Source organism: Micromonospora sp. NPDC047756 (assembly GCF_055587245.1).
Genome location: NZ_JBVJGQ010000002.1, coordinates 45621 through 65747, shown reverse-complemented (window position 1 = coordinate 65747; position 20127 = coordinate 45621). Strand labels below are relative to the sequence as shown.

12 protein-coding genes and 3 pseudogenes are annotated in these 20127 nt (G+C 66.9%); 8 read left to right on the top strand and 7 right to left on the bottom strand.

The annotated features are described in order from the left end of the window. Nucleotides 1–114 precede the first annotated feature (114 nt). The 3 genes and pseudogenes from ACZ6NZ_RS05525 to ACZ6NZ_RS05515 form a co-directional block, all read left to right on the top strand. Nucleotides 115–387, top strand: a complete 273-nt coding sequence (locus tag ACZ6NZ_RS05525) for a hypothetical protein (RefSeq protein WP_465856040.1) — start codon at nucleotides 115–117, stop codon at nucleotides 385–387. Beyond that, nucleotides 384–713 (top strand): DUF2610 domain-containing protein, encoded by a 330-nt coding sequence (locus ACZ6NZ_RS05520; protein WP_465856038.1) that lies wholly within the window; start codon nucleotides 384–386, stop codon nucleotides 711–713. Before ACZ6NZ_RS05525 ends, ACZ6NZ_RS05520 begins: the two co-directional genes overlap by 4 nt. Before the next feature lie 199 nt (nucleotides 714–912). Then, nucleotides 913–1008: pseudogene (locus ACZ6NZ_RS05515) on the top strand (IS5/IS1182 family transposase); the annotation flags it as partial. A 19-nt stretch (nucleotides 1009–1027) separates the two neighbouring features. Here ACZ6NZ_RS05515 and ACZ6NZ_RS05510 read toward each other — a convergent pair. Continuing rightward, on the bottom strand, nucleotides 1028–1354 hold the full coding sequence (locus tag ACZ6NZ_RS05510; RefSeq protein ID WP_465856037.1) for a DUF6355 family natural product biosynthesis protein: 327 nt from the start codon (nucleotides 1352–1354) through the stop codon (nucleotides 1028–1030). Nucleotides 1355–1624: 270 nt separating this feature from the next. Then, complete coding sequence (locus ACZ6NZ_RS05505) at nucleotides 1625–2605, bottom strand: AraC-like ligand-binding domain-containing protein (RefSeq protein ID WP_465856036.1); 981 nt, start codon at nucleotides 2603–2605, stop codon at nucleotides 1625–1627. Between the two features lie 216 nt (nucleotides 2606–2821). Between ACZ6NZ_RS05505 and ACZ6NZ_RS05500 the strand changes: the two are divergent. Together ACZ6NZ_RS05500 and ACZ6NZ_RS05495 are read left to right on the top strand one after the other, a co-directional pair. Next, nucleotides 2822–3232 (top strand): annotated as a pseudogene (locus ACZ6NZ_RS05500) (helix-turn-helix domain-containing protein); the annotation flags it as partial. 384 nt (nucleotides 3233–3616) lie between these two features. After that, nucleotides 3617–3817: pseudogene (locus ACZ6NZ_RS05495) on the top strand (IS5/IS1182 family transposase); the annotation flags it as partial. Nucleotides 3818–3826: 9 nt separating this feature from the next. Here ACZ6NZ_RS05495 and ACZ6NZ_RS05490 read toward each other — a convergent pair. From ACZ6NZ_RS05490 to ACZ6NZ_RS05480, 3 genes are all read right to left on the bottom strand, one after another. Then, complete coding sequence (locus ACZ6NZ_RS05490) at nucleotides 3827–5950, bottom strand: MMPL family transporter (protein WP_465856034.1); 2124 nt, start codon at nucleotides 5948–5950, stop codon at nucleotides 3827–3829. Nucleotides 5951–6222: 272 nt separating this feature from the next. Then, nucleotides 6223–9255: a 3-keto-alpha-glucoside-1,2-lyase-like domain-containing protein gene (locus ACZ6NZ_RS05485; RefSeq protein ID WP_465856032.1), complete on the bottom strand. Its 3033-nt coding sequence runs from the start codon at nucleotides 9253–9255 to the stop codon at nucleotides 6223–6225. Between the two features lie 1892 nt (nucleotides 9256–11147). After that, nucleotides 11148–11402, bottom strand: a complete 255-nt coding sequence (locus ACZ6NZ_RS05480; RefSeq protein WP_465856030.1) for a hypothetical protein — start codon at nucleotides 11400–11402, stop codon at nucleotides 11148–11150. 705 nt (nucleotides 11403–12107) lie between these two features. Here ACZ6NZ_RS05480 and ACZ6NZ_RS05475 point away from each other — a divergent pair. Continuing rightward, nucleotides 12108–12410 carry an NIPSNAP family protein gene (locus tag ACZ6NZ_RS05475; RefSeq protein WP_465856028.1) on the top strand — a complete coding sequence of 101 codons (303 nt, stop codon included), beginning with the start codon at nucleotides 12108–12110 and terminating at the stop codon, nucleotides 12408–12410. On the opposite strand, the gene ACZ6NZ_RS05470 is transcribed toward ACZ6NZ_RS05475, so the two are convergent. Further along, nucleotides 12395–13237 (bottom strand): aminotransferase class IV, encoded by an 843-nt coding sequence (locus ACZ6NZ_RS05470; protein ID WP_465856026.1) that lies wholly within the window; start codon nucleotides 13235–13237, stop codon nucleotides 12395–12397. The two genes, ACZ6NZ_RS05475 and ACZ6NZ_RS05470, sit on opposite strands and share 16 nt — an antisense overlap. Before the next feature lie 172 nt (nucleotides 13238–13409). On the opposite strand from ACZ6NZ_RS05470, the gene ACZ6NZ_RS05465 reads away from it, so the two are divergent. Together ACZ6NZ_RS05465 and ACZ6NZ_RS05460 are read left to right on the top strand one after the other, a co-directional pair. Further along, on the top strand, nucleotides 13410–14366 hold the full coding sequence (locus tag ACZ6NZ_RS05465) for a mandelate racemase/muconate lactonizing enzyme family protein (RefSeq protein WP_465856024.1): 957 nt from the start codon (nucleotides 13410–13412) through the stop codon (nucleotides 14364–14366). After that, nucleotides 14363–15391 (top strand): DUF1611 domain-containing protein, encoded by a 1029-nt coding sequence (locus ACZ6NZ_RS05460; RefSeq protein WP_465856022.1) that lies wholly within the window; start codon nucleotides 14363–14365, stop codon nucleotides 15389–15391. The genes ACZ6NZ_RS05465 and ACZ6NZ_RS05460 overlap by 4 nt, the downstream gene beginning before the upstream one ends. A 20-nt stretch (nucleotides 15392–15411) precedes the next feature. On the opposite strand, the gene ACZ6NZ_RS05455 is transcribed toward ACZ6NZ_RS05460, so the two are convergent. Then, the gene (locus tag ACZ6NZ_RS05455; protein WP_465856020.1) at nucleotides 15412–18963 is read right to left on the bottom strand and encodes an nSTAND1 domain-containing NTPase; all 3552 of its coding nucleotides are present in this window, start codon (nucleotides 18961–18963) and stop codon (nucleotides 15412–15414) included. Between the last annotated feature and the right edge of the window lie 1164 nt (nucleotides 18964–20127).

The window sequence follows — 20127 nt, the reverse complement described above, 5'->3', positions numbered from 1 at the left end:
CTGGACGAAAGGGCACGGGCATGACGCCCCTGGGCACGGCATCATGGACGTGTGCACAGGAGATGGGTCTTCGCTCTCTGGGCCCTCGCGGCCGTGGCGTCGGCTGCGGTCTCGGTGCTCTTCCTGATTAGCGAAGGGCTCGAGCGGGCGAGCTGGTGGGCCGGGGTAGGCAGCCTCACCGTCGCGGTGACGGCCGTGGTCGTGTCCGTGATCCGCCGGTGGATGAACCGGTTAGCTCCTGCCCCCGGTGACCAGCAGACGACCCAGCCCGGCCCGACAGGGCGCGAAGAGGTGCGGCCAGCGATTCGGCAGGACAATTCCGGGGGCATCAACATCGCAAACACCGGCCGGATCGGCGATATCGACATCGGAGTTGAGCCGAAGTGACCAGGGCGTCCACCACGTACTTCATGATCCCGTGCAGATTCGGAACGACGACGGTGCCGGTCCCACTTCACATCGGCGAGCCCTCGCCGGGTGCGCATCCTCTGGAGCAGCAGGCCGACTGGCTGCAGCGGACCCAGAACGGGTCGATTCCGTTGGAAGTGATGGACTCGTTCGCGAAGTTGTTGAGCATCGCCAACGAAAATAATGTCCCCTTCGGGGAGCTCTGCGCCTACGCCATGGACATGGCCCTCGCCGACGTCGATGACAATCCGGTTCCACCCGCCCCGATGGACGGATCACTTGAGACTGCCGCCACCGACACCTAGGCGACGTCCGCCTCGTCCGCCTGCTTCGTGGATCTATCCCAAGGCGCAGTTCCGGAGGCACATCTGGCCTAGCTCATTGAGCCCTTTTCATCGTGACGGGGCTGGTCACGACGGTAGGGTGGGGGCAGGGATCGACGTAGGGCGAGGCTCCCGGTAAGGCACCAGTCGACCACAACCCGATGCCCAACCGGAAGCCTCGCTGTTGTCCTACCCTGCCGCGATTCCCCTGTCCGACCGCACCCTCATTTGCCTCGCTGACCTGATCCGCAACCACCGAACGCAGGTGGAGAATCGCGCAGCGCTTGGGTTGCGGTTCAACAAGTTTGACCCGAGTACCAGGCGTTGGATACGGCGTTGGCGCCGCCGATGTCCCACGTTCCCGGGCCGATGCACCAGCTCCAGTCGTTGCGGGGCCACGTCGCGTCGACGTAGATGATCACATGGGTGCTCCCGCAGTGGTTGTACCAGGCCGTCACCGCGTCTTCGTAGTAGCCGCAGACCTGCGCGGCGACGTCCTCGCTACCGGGCTTGGCCTGCTCCGAGACCGCGGTGGTTTCGGGTTGGGCCAGGCGGGAGCCGGCGCCCGGGCTTGCCTGTGCCACAGTCCCGGACAGGGTGAGTGCACCGACGATCGCGGTCACTGCCGAGATCCGAAACGCCGTTCTGTACCACATTTTCACAATGGTCTCCTGTCAGCCGCCGCTGCGGCCTAGATGATGCTGCTGGCTGCATGAAGTGATCGATGTACTTCCTCGCACTCCTTCCATCGCGAAAACACGGATCGATGTAACACGCTCAAGTGAACCTTCTTCCGTAAGTCGGAATCAGATTCAACCCTGACTGAGCGGACTTCCTCAGATAAGAGTGCAGGCCACAGCCGGGTCTGTCGTTACTGGTAAGCGCACAGGTCTTTAGTCTGCGCGTACTCTCGCGCACTGCTCGCGGAACTGGCGTGGCGAAAGACCGTAGGCGCTGCGGAACGCCTGGCTGAAGTGCGCCGGGCTGGTGAACCCCCACTGGGCGGCGATCGCGTGGATCGGGCGCGCGCCTAGTTGGGGGTTGGCGAGGTCGCGTCGGCACTGCTCCAGGCGACGCTCGCGGACCCAGCCGGCGACCGTGCGCCCTTCCTCGTGGAACAGCTTGTGCAGGTATCGCAACGAGATGTGATGCGCTGCTGCGATCGCGTCCGGTGTCAGGCGCGGATCGCCCAGATTCTCCCGGACGAAGGCGTGGATCTGAGCCATCAACGCTCGCCGTTGGGTGTGGGAGGGCACCGCGCTTTGGACGTCCAACGCGTTGGCCAATGCCGCTGTCAACACGTCAATGGTGAGGGTGGACAGCCGGGCGGCGTCCGACGGACTGAGTTCGCCCATGTGCCGGGCAAGGCGCAGCAGGAATTGTGAAGATAGCGCGCCGATGCCTTGGGCGCCAGGGATGCGAACTGCGCTCAGGCGCCGCAACTCCCGAGGAGGCAACGGCAGCAACGAGCGCGGGAAGCGCAGGAGCAGCAGCTGACTAACTGGCGCGTCCGGGGTGAATTCAGCAACGTAGGGCCGGGAGGTGTCATACAGTATCAGGTCCCCCACGCCGAAATCTGTGCGCTGGCCCTCTTGCGTGATCATGCCGCCACCGCGCACAAGGCAACCCAGCTTGAACACCTCGGGATCGGCCTGCCGAATGAGCTTGGGAGTGCGGTGGACCGAGTGCGGCATTGTGGTCATTAATGTCGCCTGCACGGGACCGAAGTCGCTGATCCCGACCTGAGCCCGAAATCCCGGCTCCCACTGCGATTCACAGCGTAAATCGTAGGGCACCCAGAGCTTCGAGTTTACCTCGCGCCAGAAGGCGAACCCGTCTTCAACCGGGACCTCGGTGGTGCTGACCACGTCCATGACTCACCTTCGCGCTGTCGCTGCAGGGGTCACACCACGATAGCTTGGCGTCGATATATCGGCGTTGCGATTTTATGGCGCGGGTCAGGCATTGAGGGCTCTTCATCGTGATGGGCCTGGTCGCGATGGGTGGCAGGCAGCGTGTGTCGACACAGGACGAAGCTCCCGGTCAGACAGCCGTCGACCAAGACCCGATGCCCCAACCGGGAGCCTGCGCTGTCGTACCCGTCCGCGGTCGCGCTGTCCAGCCGCACTCTGAACCACCTGGCCGACCTCATCCGCGCCGAACGCACCCGCTGCCGCGGCCGGTGGCGACGTCTTGATGCCGGCAGGCCCTGCTCACCCTGGCCCATCTGCGTAACGGTGACACCATCGCTCGACTGGCCTGCGGCTTCACGGTCAGCGTCACCACTGTCTGGCGGTACGTCCGAGAAGCCATCGACTTGCTCGGTACGCACGCCGAGGAACGCGGCGATGCGGCGCATCGCCCGGCTCGCGTACGCGATCCTGGACGGCATCCTGATCCCGATCGACCGAGTCGCGGACCAGAGGCCGTACTACTCCGGCAAGCACAAGCGCCACGGAGTCAACGTGCAGGTCATCGATAAGCACGCCGGCAATGCGGTCCGCCGCCAGCAGCAACCGGTCGCCAGGCTTGAGGCCGCACCATTTTCGGGCGGCTGCCGGCAGATGTAGATGACCTTGACCTGTCAGGGTAAATACGCCCTGCGGGTCCGGACGGACGACGATGAGACCGGCGCTCTCACGGCTTTGAAGGCGCGTACCGCAGCCCCGTCCGAGAGCGCGGACGATCATTCGATCAGCGATCCAGCCACTCACATCGATAGCAGCCGCCGCCCTGGATGACGGATCGAGGGCAGTCTGGCGAAACGGTCAGCCCTGGCGCCACTTCTGGTTGGCGGTGCCGGCGCAGTCCCAGAGCGAGTTGCGCTAGCAGCCGCCACATTCGGTTCATCCCTCCCATCCAACGGTGATGTTGCCGCGGTGTGACTGCGAGTCCGGGGCCGTCGCCGTTGCATCGCGCACGGCTCGGGGCCGGGCAAGCTGCGCTGGGTCGTCGAAGGGACCTTCTCCCGGCTTCACAGCTTCCGACGTCTCCGCAGCTTCTACGAACACCCGGCCGACATCCACGAAGGCGTGGTCAGCGTCGCCTGCTCGTTGATCTGCCTACGCCAGCTACTCACTCACTGAACTGACGTCTTACAACGCGGGCGTCGCACGGCGGCCGGGACGCCACCAGTTCGCCGCGCCGAGGAGGGACATGACAGAGGGCAGCAGCAGTCCACGGACCACGGTGACGTCCAGCAGCACGGCCACAGTCATGCCGACACCGATCTCCTTGACCGCGATCAGTTCGCCGAGAGCGAAGCCGAGGAAGACGATGCCCAGCGCCACGGCCGCGGTGGTGACGACCGGACCGGTCGCGGTAATGCCGGCGAGGACCGCCCGGTCGTTGTCGATCCGGCCGTTGGCGGTACGGCGGTCCCACTCCTCCTTGATCCGGGCGAGCAGGAACACCTCGTAGTCCATCGACAGCCCGAAGATGAACACGAAGAGCAGCAGCGGTGTGGTGATGTCCAGAGCCCCCCAGGGTTCGAACCCGAGCAGGGCCGAACCCCATCCCCACTGGAACACGGCGACCAGGACGCCGAGCGTCGCCAGCAGCGTCAGGATGTTCATGCAGATAGCCTTGACCGGTACGACGACCGAGCCGGTCAGGGCGACCAGCAGCAGCCCGGTCGCGACGACGATGACGGCCACCGCGATCGGCAGCCGCGCGGCCGTCGACTCCCGCGCGTCGATGAGCTCGGCGGCAGGCCCCCCGACGAGGAGCGGCACCGGCATGTCGAGGGCCCGCAGGTCACGGACCAGGCGTTGGGCTGGTTCGCCGCTCGCCGGGCCGGCCGGGCGCAAGTCCACCACGGTGACGTCGCCCGGCAGGTCCGAGCGCAGGTCGAGCTCCTTCTCGCCGGTGAGGTCGCGCAACTGTTGCAGCAACGCCCGCACCGGCGGCTCGGTGGCACCGGCCTCGATGAGCACGGTGACCGGCTGCGCGGCCCAACTGGCGAAGTCCCGTTCGACGGCCTCGTACGCCAACCGCTCCTCGCTGGCGGCCGGCAGCGACCGTGCGTCGGAGTTGGCGAGCGTGATCTGGAACAACGGAGACGCCAGCAGAAGCAGGCCGGCGGTCACGGTCAACGCCACCGCGGCGGGACGGCGCTGCGAGAACGCCGCCAGCCGCGCCAGCAGGCCCGGCCGACCCGGCGCCGGGCGACGGGGGCTGCCCGCCGAGGACCGTGTCCGGGCGCCTCGCGGCGGCGGGATACGCCGGTGTGCCAGGGCGATCAGCGCGGGGACCAGGGTCAGCCCGATCACCGTGGCCATGCCGACGACCAGCGCTCCACCCAGCGCCATCGCCGCCAGCAGCGGCTCGGCGAAGACGAAAAGACCAGCCAGTGCCGCACCGACGGTGAGACCGGACACGAGAACGGCACGTCCGGCCGTCGCGGTGGTCGCGGCGAGCAGCTCCGCCACCGGTGCCCTAGGGGCCGCCTCGCGTTCCTCCCGGAACCGGGCAAGGATCAGCAGGCTGTAGTCGACGGCGAGGCCGAGACCGAGCAGGGTGACGACGTTGACCGCGTACTCGCTGACCGGCATCGCCTCGGCGAGCCCGCTCAGCGCCAGCAGCGTTGCGGCAACCGCGGCGAGGGCGGCCACCAGCGGCAGACTGCCTACGATCAGCCCGCCGAGCACGACGGTGAGGACGCCGCAGAGCACCACCAGCGCGATCGACTCGCCGATGGCGGCGTCCTTGACGGCCTGCTCGCCGAAGGTCCGCTCGGCAAGCAGCTCCCCACCGACCAGCACCCTGGGGGCGTCGATGCGGCGCAGTGCGGCGGCCACCTGGTCAGCCACCGCGAGCGCCTCGTCGTCGCTGAGTTGCGGGCGCAGCTCGACGACGACGAGCGAGCTTTGGTCATCGGCGGCCACCTGCGAGGATCCTGCGGTGTAGGCATCGGTGACGGACGCAACTCCCGGGATCGCGCGGATGTCGAACATCACCCGCGTGGCGCTGTCCACCAGTGCCGTGGCGTTGAAGTCGCGGCCCTCGATGACCGCCACGATCCGCTCCCCCTGCGGGTCGAGCCGGTCAATGCGCGACTGCGCGACCATGGACTCCGCGTCGGGTCGCAGACTGTCCACCGACTGGGTCCGGTCGTAAACCGCACCTCCGAGCATCGCACCGGCCAGCGTGATCACGCTCCAGCCGGCGAGCACCCACATTCGGTGTTTGGCGGTCCATCGGCCGAGCAGTGCAAGCACCGCAGCCTCCTCGGGCCGCAACCGACCTAGCCGCTGCCGTAGCCAATACAACATCAACTTCCCTCGTCCCGCAATGGTTCGCAGGTCCTGCTGTGAGCTGCTGCGACGATCGCCGCCGCGACGCGATCGACGACTTGCTCCAGCAGGCGACCGAGTGCGACGTCTACCTCATCACCGCCGCCGAGGCGTACTCCGACAACGTGGCCCGGTCCGGCGGACACGCAGGACTCTGGTGCCGCCGCAGGGAACCGGCGGCGACACCAGAGTGTGCGTCAACTCAGCGGTTCGATCCAGATGTTGCGGAAGCGGGGATTCTCGCCGGGGTCGCCGTGGTCTTGCAAGGCTATGGAGCCAGGCGTCGGCCCTTCGGGCTGGCCGTTTCCGGTGGGTCCGTTGATGGCGACGTTGTTGTGGACAACAACGCCGTTCCACACCACCGTGACCCGGGCGTCTTCGAGTTTCGCGCCTGTCGCGCTGAACCGCGCCGCGCGGAACGTAATGTCGAACGTCTGCCATGTGTTGGGCGCGGTGGCCATGTTCCGGTCGGGAGCACGCTTGAGGTAGATGGCTCCGGCCTCGTTGTTGGCCAGTGTCGTGTCACCGTAGGAGTCCAGCACCTGAATCTCGTAGCGTTCCTGGAGGTAGAATCCGCTGTTGCCTCGGGCCTGTCCGGTGACCTCAGGCGGGTAGGCGGGTTGCAGCCACTCGCCGTGCAGCTTGAAGTCGCCGAATTTCGCTCTGGTACGGATGTTTCCGCCAAGCGATTCCATAGATCCGCCGGCCACCGGCCAGGTCGCAGGGCCGCCGTTCGTGTTCTCCCATGCCGCCAGGTCGGTGCCGTCGAACAGGGGGATGCGAGATACCGGAGAGACGACGACGTGGTCGAGGTTGGCGCCGTTGGCGCCCGTCGTGGTCGCACGGATCTTGCTCTGCCCGGCCGGTAGCGTTGTGCTCAGCGATACGGTTCGCCAGGTGTTCCACGCACCCGTCGGCGGGAACGACAGCGCTGGGCTGACAGTCGTGCCGTTGGCCGCGATGGCCAGCGGCCGGTCGACGGTTCCGCCGTTGGCGTAACGGAATTCCAGCGAATAGGTTCCCGCGCTCGGCGCGTTGACTGTCCATTCGGTGTGTGCGCCGGTGTTGGCGGTCGCCGCGAAGTCGGCGTAACCGGTTCCGCTGTAACCGGAATGTTCGGACCCTGCGGTTGCGCCGCTGAGCGCCGCGTACTCGGCTTCGTAGGGGCCACCGGGCAGAGAGTTGAGCGTGTACCAGGCCTCCGTGCTCCACAGGGACTGCCCCGAAGCCGAACTGAACGGCCGTGGCGAGTGCACGTACACCACCCGCCCGGACTTCAAGCCGTTGATCCGCAACGTGACTTTCTTGCCGTCGGCCGAAGGGATGGCCGAAGTGACGCTCAGCGTTTCCAAGTCGACCTTTGGGCCGCCATAGCTGGAGGTCGGGGTGTAACGCCATTGCCGGACGGCGTACCGCGACGCCAGCGAGCTCAGCGTTGCGGCCGACAACGGCTGGGTGTATTCGAGTTCGAAGCCACCGGCGACCGCCCGCATCGCCAGGATGTCGAAGGCGTTGCTGCTGCTGGGGGTGAGTTTTTGCAGACCGAAGGTGAGCTTGCCCTGCTGACGCCAGTTGCTGCTGGCCTGTCCACCGCCGATGCCGCCCGCGTAGATCGCACCGTCGGGGCCGAGGGTGATCCGGCTGATGCCGGCCTCGAGTCCCTGGGTGAAGCGGAAGACCGCACCCTGGTACTCGCCGTTGACCTTCTCGAGATACCCGCGTTGGATCCCGCCATAGGTGACATCACCGAACAGCATCTGGCCGGCGAACAGGCCTTGGGTGAGCATGAGCGGTGTGCTCGGCGAGTTCGCGATCTCGTTGTGCGGCAGCCACAGGACCGGCTGTGTGACCGCGTTCGAGTCGAACGGACCGGCCGGATCGTTGTAGTGGTTGAAGAAGCGGCCCGGCTTGAGTTGCACCAGCTTGTTGGCCGGTAGCCAGTCGCCCTGGTTGTCGGTGACGAAGATGCCGCCTTCGGGGCCCCAGCCTATGCCATTCGGGGTACGCAATCCGCTTGCCGTGTACTCGACCTGTCCGGTCGCCCTGTTGACTTTGATCGCGGTCCCGCGATTGTTGGCGAGCTGCGGTTTGGTGGAGCGTCCGCCAGGAGTGATCTGGACCGACAGGTTGAGGTAGAAGTAGCCGTCCTTGTACAGGAGGCCGATCGCGAACTCGTGGTAGGTCCCGCCGAACGGCCAGGTCGCCACCGTTCGCCTGCTGTCGATGATGTCATCGCCGTTGGCATCGGTCAGCTCGATCAGCCCGTACCGCTCCGCGACGTACAGTTTGCCGTCCAGATATTTGATCCCCATGGGGTCCTGCAACCCTGTGGCGATCCTCTTCACCGTCACCTGCGCGGCAGAGGTGGTGCCGGTGACGTTGCCCAGCACATAGACCTCGCCAAGCGGCGTAGTGGTGCCGTAGTCGCCGCCCCATGTGGTGATGGCCAGCCTGTTGTCGGGCAGCCAGTCCATCCCGGTGACTTTTGGCTCGAACCCGCTGGGACGCAGATTGGTCAGCGTGTAATTGGGATGCACCGCGTTCAGTGGCAGCCCGTCCCCCGGGCTGTCCACCCCCTCGACGCATTCCTTGGTGCCAGGTGCGGTCACCCGGGTCACTCCGGCTTCGGTGCTCAGCGCCGTGGTCGGCACGAGCGAGAACTGTGTAGATCCCGGTGGCCGCCACTCGAGTCTGAGCGCCTGCCCGTTGGTGTTGTCGAAATGTTCGATGCGCAGCTTGTGATAGCCGACGGACAGGTCGATGGTGCCGTCTTTCGGCGACGCGCCATGAAGGCCGTCGTGGTCGATGACCGTCGTGAACGTACTGTCGGCGTCGTCATTGTCGACGACGGTGCTTCTGTCGATGCGCAAGCGGGAGCCATCGTCGCTGGTGAGCCGGAACACGTACGAGCCGGCCGTGGTGATGTTGATGTTCGCGATGACCTGGGTGTGGAACCTGTCGGCAACGCCGAAGTCGGCCTGGGTCGACCAGTCGATCACCGGCATCAGCTTGTCGACGTTGGGAGTCTGTCCGGGCTTGAGCGTGCAGAGTACGGACCGATCGATTCCGAGGTTGTAGGTGCGCAGTGTGACCCCGGGATCCTGCGGTGGGATCGCGGCGTGTGCCTGACCAGGCACCAACAGAAATGGCAGCAATACACTCAGCCCCAGAACGAGGACTGGTGCCCGGCGCCGCCGGCGGGTGACCTCTGGGACGGTTTGAAAGGTCATGACAATCCTTCTCGCGCTCGCATCCGCGCAGCAGCGCAAACGCCGGCCCGGATGACAGGGGTGGGATCGGGTGGTTGCCTGACGCAGGTAGGACGCGCGCCGCCGCGTCATCTTCTCAACGGAGCAGGTTGCCAACGCTTCGGAGACGTTCCCAAAGTTGGTCCAGGAAAGCGCTTTCCCGTCGGGTAACTATATATGACTCATCGTGATGTTTCAATGCCCCGCGCGGTCGACCCGGGGCTCCGGTGGTTGCACGTTTCGCCGGCCGGGCAGGGCGTTCAGTGTCGCCCGGGCTGAGCGGGTCCACGAGACCCAACGGTGGACCACCTCCACCGACTGGGCCATCTCCCGCGAGATCGCGCACCCTCCGCTGGTCAGCGAAGAACACTTCGTCGCCATTCCGGCAATCCACAGCGCACCGACCCCTACCGACGGCGTCCCCCGCCGCTATGTGTTGGCCGGAGTGATCTGCTGCGGCGTGTGCGGCCGCGTCATGGACCTCCCGCTGGTATACACAGCCGACCCGGCTACCCGATGCCGCCACGGACACACGAGCACCCGCACCAGGACCTCCGCCCAACCGACGATCCTCTACACCCGGGAAGATCACCTGCTCGACCGGATCCGACACGACCGCGGGCTACACCGTCGACATCCCGAACTGCGCAGCCCCGACCGGAAAAGCTTGCCGCCTACTTACGCACCAGCAACATGATCATTTTGTGTGACCACCACGCCTGGACCATCGAAGCCGAAACCACGATCTACCCGCTCACCCCGGCGGGGAGATTCCTCGCCACGACAGCAAAAATCCCCGCCCAACGGGACGGGGATCGCTCGAAACGCGAAGAAGAATCACGCTTCGTATGGAAATAAAGTGTCCGAGGCTACACGAACTATTGCCCCACCGCCGATGGTGTTCGGCCCGACTCTGAGGCTCACGCAAATCTAGTTGTGCCGGTGACCTCTTTGGCTCTGCTGAGGAGGTCACCACGACGGAAGGGTCCTCCCTGAAGCGCAGCGTCGCAACGTCGCGGTGCCGAAGCACACCTCGTCCTCAAGCCTCACCCACGCCGACCCGGAGCGAGCATCCGGGCCCACCCTGGTGGCGCAAGTAGTCAGAACAGGTCCCGGGTGCCAAGCAGGGCGTTGTGTGGGGCACGCCGCCACAGCGCGAGTTCAGCGCGAGGTCGGTCCAGCGGGCGTCACCGACACGGAGGGCTCCGTCGACGTCAGGCAGGGCCTCAATCAGCCGCATCCGCTGGTCTTCGCCTGGGTCCGTACTCCACAAGTCGCTGGTTCGCCGGCTGAGCTGACGGGCCAGCGGCAGGTGGACGGACAATCGTTGCCGGGCTTCACTCGCCATCGCGTCCAATTGCTGGCCGTCAATGCGCGGTGCAAGATGCCACAGGTCCTGCCAGATCCGACCAGCCGGCAGGACCGTCTCGGAGGATCGGAGGAAGGGCGCGCTGCCGGCGACGCGGCGGGCGACCAGATCGGCCCTGTACTCGGCGCGGCGGCTGTCGGGCATCGCCACGCTGTCGACGAGCAGCTGCGCGATCGCGCCGGCGACGTTGGCAGAGCCACGATCCCATGGACGATCATCCCGAGGAGAACGACCGCGCCGCCACCCTCCTCGGCCAGCGGGTCCGTGGCGCGAACGGCCCGCCGCCAGGGGTTGCGTCCACCGGTGGCCGTCACCGCGCGGATGCCGAACGTCCTCGCCAGCAGGGTCCTGCGTACCCGAAGCGGATTGCCGTGGGCGAGATGACCCAACTCGTGGGCCAGAAGCGAGACCCGAGCCGGCCTCGGCAGCATCACCCACAGGGGAATCCCGATGACGAGCACCGACCGCTGGCGCCAGCCCGGCCGGGCGACACCGGCGTTGAGGCTCAGATCGGCCCGATCACATCGGGAACCGGCGTCCCGGCCACCTCGGCGACCTCCCGCACCAGACGACGCAACTGCGGGGCTTCGCTCTCGGTGATCACGCCATACTTGGGCACCGCCCGAACGACAGCAACGGCGGCTTTATTAAAGCCCTCGCGACCCATCCCCGCCTCGTCGCCATGGCCGTGGTCGTGGCCGTCGGCCTGCGCCACCACCCGCCGCCAGCGCCGCCACGACCGCACCGGCCCGGCCGCCACGGCCACTGCCCGCTACGGCCCGAACTCGACGATCCACAGAGTCAGCGACGCGCTAACGCCGGCACCGACACCGGCCGCGCGAACATTCGGTTCTCGATATCGGCCGCCTTGTTGTCGTCAACGTACGTCCCGCTGAATGCCAGCGTCGCTGCGAAGTCCTGGTCTATCGCCAAGGACAGGGCCGGCGGCTTCACCCTCGGCGAGCTGGCGTGCTCCTCCCGGACGTCCTCGGGCGGTGCCCCGAGGATCTCGATCCGGTAGGCGAGTCGGGCCGTTCGACCGGACCGCCATTCGCCTTGAGCACGTTGCCGAAGTCGTCGAGCGTCAGAACAGTCGGAGGCCCGTCAAGCGGACCTCGGGCGTGAGCAGCTATGGCGTCCGGACGAACATAGGCGCGCCGCGCTAGAAGTAGTCCGGCAAGTCCGTGTCACCGAAGAGACGAGTCGCGTAGCGGTGACCCTTGCCCCTGGCCACGACCTTCGTCATCGGCTCGGCGGTCAAGGCCCGAAGCCGTTGAAGCCAATCAGCACATCGGCAAGCGGACCGTCCCAGACGATCGCATTTCCGGCGAGACCTCGACGGTGACGCTCCGGTCAGCGAGCTCCCGCGCCAAGTTGACGACAACGGTCGGAGCATAGGAGACGTCGGTGCACGATCTCGACTCGTCGCAGCCCTGTATCAGGGTGCCGGTTAGGATCGGGTGGCGTGACCACCCAGTTGCGTATGTACACGATCGCTCCGGGCCGTCTCGACGAGTGGGTCGGGCGATGGTCTGCTGAAGTGGTGCCGCTGCGCCGCCGGTATGGTTTCCAGATTCGGGCGTCCTGGGTGGATCGGGCGGCCGACCAGCACCTCTGGGTTATGGAGTATCTGGGGCCCGGCAGCTTTGAAGAGGCCAACGCCCGCTACTGGGCCTCGCCCGAGCGGACAGCGATGCGGCTGGACCCGGCCAACTTCCTGGTCGCCGAGCAGATCCGTGTCGTCGAACCGGTTCAGCTGCCCGGATAGCCGATCAGCGCCCGCGCCTCGGCAATCAACGATGACTGCTTCACCGGCTGACCGTCGATCGCGGTGACGGCCAGGATGCCACTGAGTGAGCCGGTGAGCCACACCGCGTCGGCGTCGGCCAGCTCGGCCGTGCCGGCTAGCCGTTCCGCCACCGACCAGCCTAGCCGCGGGGCATGCGCGACCAGCGCCGCAGAGGTGGTGCCGGCCACCACCCCGGTCCAGGCCGGGACCGTGAACAGGGTCTTGTCCTTGAGCCAGACCAGGCTATAACTGGGCGATTCGAGCGCGTACCCGTCGGCGCTGAGCCACAGCATCTCCTGCTCGCCCTGCCGCTGCGCCCAGCGGTGGCTGGCGAGATTGATCGCATACGACAGGGATTTCGCCCCGCCCAGCAGCCACGGCGCCAAGGCCCGCTCGCCCGCCGGATAGCCGACGCTTGCGGTGCGGACCTCGACGCCACGCTGCCGGTTGATCGAGGTGGGGGACGACAGTGGCTCGACCGAGCCGAAGATCGTTGGCGGCCCGGTCATGCTGCGGCCTCGGGTGGCCACCAGCCGGCCCACCGCCTCGCCGCCCGCCGTCCAGGCCGCGCACAGCCCGCTGACGAAGTCGTCGATCCGCGCGCGCTCCGGCAGGCCGATGTCGAGCAGCCCGGCCGACCGGTAGAGCCGGTCGACGTGAGCCTCGATCAGCAGCGACACGTCGTCCACGAGTAGCCACGCCTCGAAGACCCCGTCACCGCGGAGCAACCCGAAGTCGTCGGCGTGCACGATGGGGGTGTCCGCATCGACGAATCCACGGTCAAACACCGCTACGACACGGTTCATCGCTGGATAGTATCCACGCACGATGATGAAGTCAGTTCGAACCGTTACAAGCGACTGTGCGGACGGGTGCGCCGTAACGTGCGTCGAGGCGGTCCGGCTGCGGGCACCGCTCACCTTCGCCCCACCACGACCGGATGGCAAGCCGCCGATCTTAGATAACGTAATCATCCGTGTGCGTCTGGCTGACGGCACGATCGGGTACGGCGAAGCAGCTCTGTATCCTGGCCTGACCGAGGCTCCCCCAAGGGCACTGACAGCTGTATACGCCATCGCCGCCGAGCTGTGTGTCCACACACGACCGCCGGCGTCACTGCCTGCTGCTACCCGCTGCGGGCTGGAACAGGCCCTGCTGGACGCCGCAGCCCGTCGCAGCGGACTATCACTCGCCGCCCATCTCGGCGGCGAGCCCGGGCCGCTGCCGACCGCGATCACTGTGCTGGCACTGGACACCCCTCGCGCGGTGCACGCCGCGGCCGAGGCCGTCCAGGCTGGCTTCACCGAGATCAAGGCCAAGGCCAGCGGCGACTGGCGGGCCGACCTCGAACGCCTGGCTGCAATGGCCTCCGCGGTGCCGGGTGCCGCACTACGGATGGACGCGAACGGCCGGTTCTCGTACGCTGAAACCGCCCGCCTGCTGACCGGGTTGCACGCCCGCGGAGTTAACCTGACCCTACTCGAACAGCCCTTGGGGCCCGCCGACCTGGCCGGCTTGGTGCGGCTAGAACGGGAGCACGGTACCCCCATTTGCGCGGATGAATCCGTCCGCTGCCACAGCGACTTGACCCGATTGATCGAGCTGGGCGGGGTGAGCGCAGTCTGCGTGAAGGTCATGCGATCGGGCGTGGGGGAGGCTCGCCGACTCCTGAGCGCGGTCGGCGCGGCTGGCATGGCCGCCGTGGTCAGCGGCAGCAGCGACTCCATCGTCGCCACCTCGTTCACAGCGGCGCTGGCGGCAGCGCACCGCCCGGTCGTACGCCACACAGACCTCGACACGCCCCTGTTCCTGCCGCCGTCGCTCATACAGGGCGGTGTGACGTACGACCTGGGCCGGGTAGTCGTGCCGGACTTCCCTGGCACGGGGATCGACGGCGCCCGGCTCTTCCCGGCCTATATTGCGGAGGCACCATGACCGACCTGGACCCGGTCGCGATCTGGACCGCCGACCGGCTCGGCAGGCCCGGCACCAAGACCGCCAGCGGTCTGATCCTGCTGGGCCGCCGCTGGAAGGTCGCCTGCGTGGTCGACACGGCCAACACCGGGGCCGACGCCGGGGATGTGATCGGCGTGGGCCCGCTCGACATCCCCGTGGTAGCCGACTTGGCCGCGGCCCGCGCGACTGGAGCCCGTAGCGTAGTGGTCGGCGTCAACGCGATGAACGCCGACACCCGCGTCCCTGAACCGGTCCGTGACCTGGCCCAGGCCGCCATCGCCGCCGGCCTATCGGTGATCTCAGCCTCCCACGCCTACCTCCGCGACGAGCCCGACCTGGCTGCCGCTGCGGCGGCAGCCGGCGTCCAGTTGGTGGACGTGCGTACCGAGGGCGAGCGCGTAACATGGTCACCCGCCGTCGAGATCCCCGCCAAGGTGGTGCTGACCGTCGGCACAGACAGCGCCGTCGGCAAAATGACGACAGCCTTGCTCCTGCACCGCCGCGCCCTCGACCGTGGGCTCCGCAGCGGCTTCGTAGCCACCGGCCAGATCGCCAACATGTGCGGCGCCGACGCCGTCGTCCACGCCGACCACACCTTTGGCGACTTCATCATCGGCGCGATCCAGCAGGCCGTCCACCGCGTGGCCGCTTGCGGCCGCGACATAGTGTTCGTCGAGGGCCAAGGCGCGATCCTGCACCGTGCCTACGGCGGTGGCATCATCAACATCCTCTTCGGCGCCGCCCCCGATACCATCGTCATGTGCCACGACACCGACCGCCGCGAACGGGCAATGTTTCCCGGCCTGCAGGTAGCGACCCCTACGGACGAACTGCAAGTCATCGCCGACCTGAGCCGCCGCGCCGGCATCCCCGCCCGCCTGGCCGGCTTCTCCATCTTCGGCCGGACCCCCTTCCACGAGGCCGCGATCTACAACGTTCCGGCAGTCAACACCCGTCACCCCGATGCCGTGGACACCCTCCTGGACGCGGTTCTCAATGCCTGAACCCCCCGGCTATGCAAGGGTCAGCCGTTGGGGGAAAGCATGTGGTTCTGGCGCTCGTCGGGCGTGAGGGTGCGGAAGACGCGGGAGGTGGCGCGGCGGCGGAGAGTGTTGAAGTCGGGTTCGGCGGGCCAGAGGCGGGCTGAGCGGTCCATGGCGGCGCTGAGCAGCTGGCTGCCGTCGGGGGACCACGCTACCGAGGTCACGCGGTCGGTATGGACGCCGACGACTTTCAGTTCGGTGCCGTCGGCCGGGTTCCAGAGGCGGACCGTGCGGTCATAGGAGCCAGTGGCAAGCAGAGTGCCGTCGGGGGACCACGCTATGGCGCGGACGCGGCCCTCGTGGCCGGTCAACGTGGCCGTCTGGGTGCCGGTGCGCCAGTTCCACAGGCGGGCTGTCCAGTCGGCGGAGCAGGTTGCCACGACCTGCTCATCGGGTGACCAAGCTGCGCCGTCGGTCCAGTTCTGGTGGCCGCGAAGAACGACAATCTCGTCGCCCGTGAACGAGTCCCAGATGCGGACTGTCCGGTCGTCGGATGTTGTGGCCACCATCCGGCCGCTGGGCGACCAAGCCACGCGGACCACCCAGTCGGTGTGGCCCTGCAGTTTGGTCATACGGCGGCCGTTGAAAGCGTCCCAAATGGAGGCCGTGCCATCACGACACGCGGTAGCCAAGCGTGAGCAGTCCGGGGCCCAGGCGACTCCCTCACAGACGGTCTGTTCGTTAAGCGTCAGCAGGGATTCGCCGCCACTGGCCGGCCAAAGGCGAACGGTGCCGTCGTTCGAGCAGGAGGCAAGGCGCTCTCCGTCGGGGGACCAGGCAACGCCCCAGACCACATCCCGGTGCCAGCGGACGGACAGTCCGACGGACGTCGCGGTATCCCACACGCGGACCGTGCCGTCGTCGGCGGCGGTGGCGAACCGGGCGCCGTCGGGTGCCCACGTGATGGACCGGAGGCCGCCGTCGTGGCCGAGGTAGGCACGCTCCTCGGCACCGCGGGGAATCATCGCCCAGATCCGGGCGGTACGGTCGCTGGAGGCGGACGCCAGCTCGCTACCGTCAGGTGACCACACGACGCCCCAGACCGCGTCCTCGTGGCCGCGCAGAGTGGCCAGCTCGCGGGCATCCTCGACGTCCCAAATGCGGATGGTCTTATCACTGGCGCAGGAGGCGACCGAGCGGCCGTCAGGCGACCAGGCGACGCTCCACACCATGTCGGCGTGGCCGCGGACCAGCAGGAGCTGGCGGCCGTCGGCGACATCCCACAGTCGCACGGTCTGGTCGCCGGAACCGGTTGCCAGCCGGCGGCCGTCGGGTGACCAGGAGAGCGCCTCAACGAAGTCGGTGTGGCCGATCAGTCTAGACCGGATGCTGCCGTCGGCCAGGTTCCAGATGATCGCGCTGCGGTCGTGCGACACCGAGGCGAACTCGGTGCCGGACGGTGACCAACCCAAGGCGTAGACATCACCTGTATGCCCGGTCAGCACCCGGATGCGCTCGCCGTCAGTGGCTCGCCAAAGGTGCACGTCGTGGTCCTGACAGCCGGCCGCGACCAGTTCACCGTCCGGCGACCAGGCCACGCCGCGCAGGAGATCCTCGGCGCCGAACAGCGTGCGCAGCGGTTCCGCCCGGCCGAGCTGCCAGATCTTCACGGTGCGGTCCCGGCCGCAGGTGGCCACTCGGGCCGAGTCGGGCGCCCACGCGAGCGCCTCGACCATCGCGTGGTGGCCGGTCAGCACGGCAACTTCACGACCGGTGGCGGCGTCGAAGACCCGGGCGGTGGCGTCGCGGGAGGCGGTGGCGAGGTAGCGGCCGTCGGGCGACCATGCGATGGCCCGGACGGTGTCTGCGTGGGTGGTGAGAACAGCGCGGACGTGGCTGAACGCCAGCGCCGACATCAGTGCCCGCTCGATGACCGGGGTTCGGGGCGCCTCAGCAAGCGCGGCGATCGATAGCAAGATGCTCAACTCGGGAAATCGCTCCGCGTTGGCCAGCACGTACTGACCGATGCTGTCCGACACCCTGCGCAGGAAGGCCAGGTCTCTGCGCTTCGAATGGTCGACCATGGAGCGGACCGACTCACTTGCCTGCCCGAACGATTCGAGCTCGGCTAGCCACCGCTCGGCCAGGCCCAGCCGGTCGCCTGTGAGCAGGTAATCGTGGCTGCGGCCCGAGTGCTCCCAGTCCGACGCCCAGCGCTCCAACTCGGATCGTAGCCGCAGCTGCTCGGCGCGGGTCTCAACCTCCTGACGCAGTGGCGCCCACAGCCGGAACAGCGCCTCATGTGCCACCTCCGCGTACGCCTGGCCGTCGCGCACCTTCGTGACCAGCAAGCGCGCGTCGACGAAGGAGTCCACTATGCGGTGCTGCTCGCCGTCCAGCTCTTGCAGGGCCATCGGGCGCTTGGCCACCTCGGTGCCCTCGACTGAGACGAACCGCAACAGGGTGTCCAGGATCGGCGCAATGCCGCCGCCGCCCCGTAGGTCGTTGACGGCTTGGTCGGCCTGCCGAGTTAACGCGCCGCCGACCCCGCCGGCCGACTGGTACGCCTCGAGCGTGACCGTGCCGCGCGGCCCGATGTCGAAGAACAGCTCCTGGAGGAGGTACGCGAGCAGCGGCAGCGCGTCGGTGGTGCCGACGTCGGAGGCGATCCGCTCAACCACTCCAGCGGCGAACGACATCCCGGCAATCCGGCCCGGTTCCTCGATCACGGTGGCCAGGTAGTCGTTCTGGATGGCGCCGATGGCGAGCGGGTTCTGGAACAGGCTAGGCTGCCGGGTGGTCAGGAACTGGGCCAGGAACTCGATGCGCATGCTGGCGACGACCGAGATGCGGGTGTCCAACCGCAGCGACTCGGCGACCATGGCCAGGAACAGCTCCCGTTCTGCCTCGCCGCAGATCGTGAACAGCTCCTCCATCTGGTCGAGGACCAGCACGGCGTGGCTGAAGACGTGCCCGTGCGAGCGGCGGATCTCGTTCAGGTAGCGCTGCATCTGGGCTGGCCCCTTGCGGAGCCCTCGGACGACCGCGCCCGGACTGCCGGCGCTCGGTGACTCGGCCGAGATCATCTGGGCGAGGTTGCCGACCGGGTCGCTGCCAGGGCTAAACACCGGGAGCGCAACGAGCCGCCGCGTTCTCAGCAGTGGCACGACACCCGCCTGCACCAATGAGGACTTGCCGCTGCCAGAGGCGCCGACCACCACGATCATGCGGTCCTGTGGATCGGCCGGCGCGGCTATCACCCGCTTGACGACGTCCTTGATGAGCTGGTCGCGGCCGAAGAACACGGCAGAGTCGTTCTCCCGGAACGGCTCAAGGCCGGGGTAGGGCGGGCGGTTCGGATCCCACTCGGTCCGGGCGATCTTGGGATTGCTCATATTGTGCAAAACGATCTGACCGGCGATCAGCATCACGACGATGACCACGAAGGACGGGAACGCGAACGTCCGCAAGGCGCGCAAGTAGCCCGGGGGATCGTCGAGGTTGCTCAGATAGTTGCCGACCAGGCCGAGGACGCTGGTGGCAAGGATCAGCGTGACGTTCAGGTAGAGGGTGAACGTCGGCCGCTGCTTCATCGTCCGCTCCGATGCACCTTGATTACCCTGACACCGAACGATGCCCCATCCTGTCGCCGTGGGCAAGGCTCCAACCAACTGCAAACCGGATCGATTGACGGGCCGATGCCGCCGAGCGTCTAGTTCGTATTCTCATCATCTGTATCTGGTTTCGACCGGTTCGACACGATGCACCGATGTAGTGGATCTTTTTGACCATCTCCAAGCTCGCCCGGCAACAGTGCGGCAGCATGAGGATCTGAAGCGGAGGCTAGCTATCCAGCACGCGACCTAATGATCGAAATGAGTATACGGAGGGCAAGGCCGCCATGATCTCCGACATGACTGCCGACGCTCGCCGGTGGCTGTCCGCCACCCAACGCGCGAGGTGCCCGTCGCATTCAGCGACAGCATCGCTATGTCACGGCAGGCATCAGTTCGGAAAGGTATGCCCGCCGGTGAGGCATGAAGGCCGTGGCTTCTGCCAGAACCTTCCGGTTCGGCGGATCGAGCTTTATCTTCGAACGAAGATCAGCGATCGTGGATGGTGCGGAGGACGACCGGGCGGCCTGATCTTCCGGTTCCGGGTGCGCACTTTGTGGGTCTCGAGTTCAAGCACGTTGAAGATTCGGGCGATTGCGTCGTTTCTCTCCTTGAAGCTTGTTATTCTCCGCGACGAGTTCTTTGATCCGGTCGAGTGCCTAGTGCGACGCCAAGTTGGAGCGCTACCGGCCGCCCTCGACGCTCGAGCCGCCCCAACGGTGGTCACCGCCTGCATCGTTCAGACCCAGGCCAAACATGCGCAGGCTGAAGCGGATCTCCAGACGGATGCGGGCACCGCCCCGCGCAGGATGGCCGGACAGAAATCAAGACCCTGGTGAACGCACTCGGCACCATCACCACCGTGCTCCGCGACGCCGACCCCGCCGACAAGGCCGAGGTCTACCGGCAACTCGGACTCCGGCTCACCTACCAGCCAGAAACGCAAACGGTGCGCGCTGCAGTAGATCTCAGCGCACGCCGTGGGTAAATCATTTGTGCCCGAGGGGGGATTCAGGCACTTCCACGTAGCACCCGTATCCGAAATTGGTGTTCATGCACTAACAATAGCGAACTGCTAGCTGAGAAGTTGCCCTTGGCACTACGATCTCCGACGGCAGACCCAGCTTAACCGTCGGCAACACC